Raw genomic sequence first — 2,716 nt, forward strand, 5'->3', positions numbered from 1 at the left:
GCCTTCCCGCTGGATCTGACGCAGGTGCCGGATTCGCAGGTCTTCCTGCTCCCCGTGCAGCAGCCCAGGCTCGTGCAGGTGCTTGCCGAGCGGGCCCGCGGACATGGCGTCGACATCCGCTGGGGTCACGCGCTGGCTGGCTTCGACCACGACGGCGACGGCGTCACGGTGCACGTCGACGGCCCCGAGGGCGCCTACGAGCTGCGGGCCGGATACCTTGTCGGCGCCGACGGCGGCACCAGCCCCACCCGCAGGCTGGCCGGCATCGACTTTCCCGGCATGTCGGCCTACGACGTCACCGTCCGGATGGGCTTCGACGTGCTGCCGCCCGAGGAGTGGGTCGACCCGGTCACCGGTGTGCTCGACATCCCCGGGTTCGGGCGCGTCCCGCCGCTGCAGTTCCACCGGGTCGAGCGCGGCGTGTTCGCCTTCGGCGCGCTCGGGGGCCGGGCGGCGGTGATCGTGTTCGAGCTGGACGGCTCGGCCCGCGAGGATCCCCACGACGACAGCGGCGACGACGGCCCGGCGATGAGCCTGGCCGAACTGGAAGCCGCGGCCAAGCGCGTCATCGGCGCCGACCTTCCGTTGCGGCCGGTGTCGCCTTCGTCCGACGAGCCGCTGGACCTGCGCCGCTTTTCCGGCATCAACTCGCGGATCGCCTCGCACTACCAGCGGGGCCGGGTGATCCTGGTGGGCGATGCCGCTCACGTGCACTCCCCCATGGGCGGGCCCGGACTCAACCTGGGTTTGCAGGACGCGGTGAACCTGGGCTGGAAGCTGGCGGGCGTGTTGCACCGGCGCGTCGCGCCCACGGTGCTCGCCAGCTACGAGGCGGAGCGCCGGCCGGCCGCCGAACGGGTCATCATGCACAGTCGCGCGCAGCTGACGCTGGTGCGTCCGGGACCCGAGGTCACCGCCCTGCGGCGGCTCTTCTCCGAACTCCTCACCGACCCCGCGGTCGTCCGTCGGCTCGGCGAGCTGGTGTCGGGAGCCGAAAACCGTTACGCCGCAGGCCCCGAGGCGCATCCGCTGGTGGGGCGCTGGGTGCCCGACTTCGCCGTCGCGGGTGCCGGAGGGATCCGCCGCGTGGCCGAGCTGGCCCGCGACGGACGGCCGTTGCTGATCGATCTGACCGCGGGCGCGGTGGTGGCAGACGCCACGATTGACGGCGCGGGTCAGCTCACCGTCGCCGCCGGCCGGCCGGTGGGCGACGTCGCCGCGACGGCCGTGCTGGTGCGCCCCGACGGTTACGTGGCGTGGGCGTCCTCGGCCGCTGCGCCCGGCGGCGACGAACTGCGCGAGCTGCGCGCCACGCTGGACACCTGGTTCGGCATCCGCGCCGCTACGACGACGTGATCTCGTCCTGATACTTCTTCGTCATGTGCTCGACGGCCTGCAGCTGGGTCTGCGCGAGGTCGTCGCGCACCTGACCGGCGCGTGCGGCGGCATCCAGGGTCGGTTGCGATTGCCCCTGGAAGTGCGGCATCACCTCGGCGGCGAACAGCTCGGCGGACCGCTTGGTCGCCGCCGGGTTGGCCCACTCGTGGCCCATCTGCAGCATGCAGCCGAACCCGCCGGACTGATCCCAGAGCCGCTGCACCTGGACCCGCGCCCGCTCCGGGGTGCCGATCACACCCGCCCCGTTGTCGTTGATGACGTCGATCATCTCGTCGAGCTGCTCCCCCGGCATGGTCATCTGCGGGAAGGCGGCCACCTTCTGGAAGTAGCGGAACCACGGCTCGATGCCGAACTTAACCTCTTCGCGCGCCTGCTTGTCCGTCTCGGCGAGATGGAACAGCCCGACCAGGCTCCAGTTCTTGCGGTCCACCTGCGTGCCGAAGGCGGCCGCGCGCTCTTCGACGATGCCCCAGTGGTAGGCGAGCGCGTCGAAGCCCTCGACGATCAGCGTCGCCCCGATCGACAGCAGGCCGATGCCGTGCTTGCCGGCCAACCGTGCCCCCGTCGGCGAGGCGACCGCCGCGACCGACAGCGGGATCCCGCCGTCGCAGTACGGGGCGAGCTGCAGCCGCGCGTCGAACAGTTGGTGCGTGGCGGTCTTCGCGGACACGGTTTCGCCCGCCAGCAGGCGCACGACGATGTCGAGATTGGTCTCGAGCAGCTCGCGGGTGTCGGTGGGGGTCAGGCCGATCATCGCGGAGTCGGTGGGCAGGGAACCCGGACCCACCCCGCCGATCACGCGACCGTGGGTGAGGTGATCGAGCAGCATCAGCCGGTCGGCGACCCAGAGCGGGTTGTGGTAGGCGAGCGAGATCACCCCGGTGCCGAACCGGATCCGCTTGGCGCGTTCGGCGGCGGCGGCGATGAAGATCTCCGGCGAGCTGATGATCTCGCTGCCCGCCGAGTGGTGCTCGCCCAGCCAGACCTCGTCGAAGCCGAGGGCGTCGAGATGTTCGATGAACTGCAGGTCTCGCTGCAGGGCAAGCGTCGGATTGGTTCCTGCGCGGTGGAACGGGGCGATGAAGTATCCGAACCTGAGCTTGGCCATCGGGCTCCTCTTGCGGTCGAGTTGCGCAGAACCATAACTCGGATCCGGCGCCCGCCCTAGGTCCCCGCGGTCCCCGATGGCAGAAATTGCTCAGCCGATGGGGCCAGCTCGCGAGCGTGGCCCCATCGGCTAGGGAGCAAGACTTTGTCGGCTTCGCAGAGCCGTCGGGTTTCAGGACACCCGTGCGATCACGGGTAGCCGCCGCAGATG

General features: G+C 70.8%; 2 protein-coding genes. One reads left to right on the top strand and one right to left on the bottom strand.

The genetic code is table 11. The features are described 5' to 3' along the window. Positions 1-1,356 (top strand): FAD-dependent monooxygenase (locus AC2VOR_RS01695; protein ID WP_486963082.1); only part of this gene is annotated, 1,356 nt, incomplete at its 5' end. Here the strand turns inward: AC2VOR_RS01695 and AC2VOR_RS01700 are convergent. After that, complete coding sequence (locus tag AC2VOR_RS01700) at positions 1,343-2,506, bottom strand: LLM class flavin-dependent oxidoreductase (RefSeq protein WP_486963083.1); 1,164 nt, start codon at positions 2,504-2,506, stop codon at positions 1,343-1,345. The two genes, AC2VOR_RS01695 and AC2VOR_RS01700, sit on opposite strands and share 14 nt — an antisense overlap. Between the last annotated feature and the right edge of the window lie 210 nt (positions 2,507-2,716).

The organism is Mycobacterium sp. TH-M103 (assembly GCF_057473785.1).

Excerpts from the sequence above, each read along its gene's own strand:
- AC2VOR_RS01700 (WP_486963083.1), bottom strand. The coding sequence starts at position 2,506 with ATGGCCAAGCTCAGGTTCGGATACTTCATCGCCCCGTTCCACCGCGCA.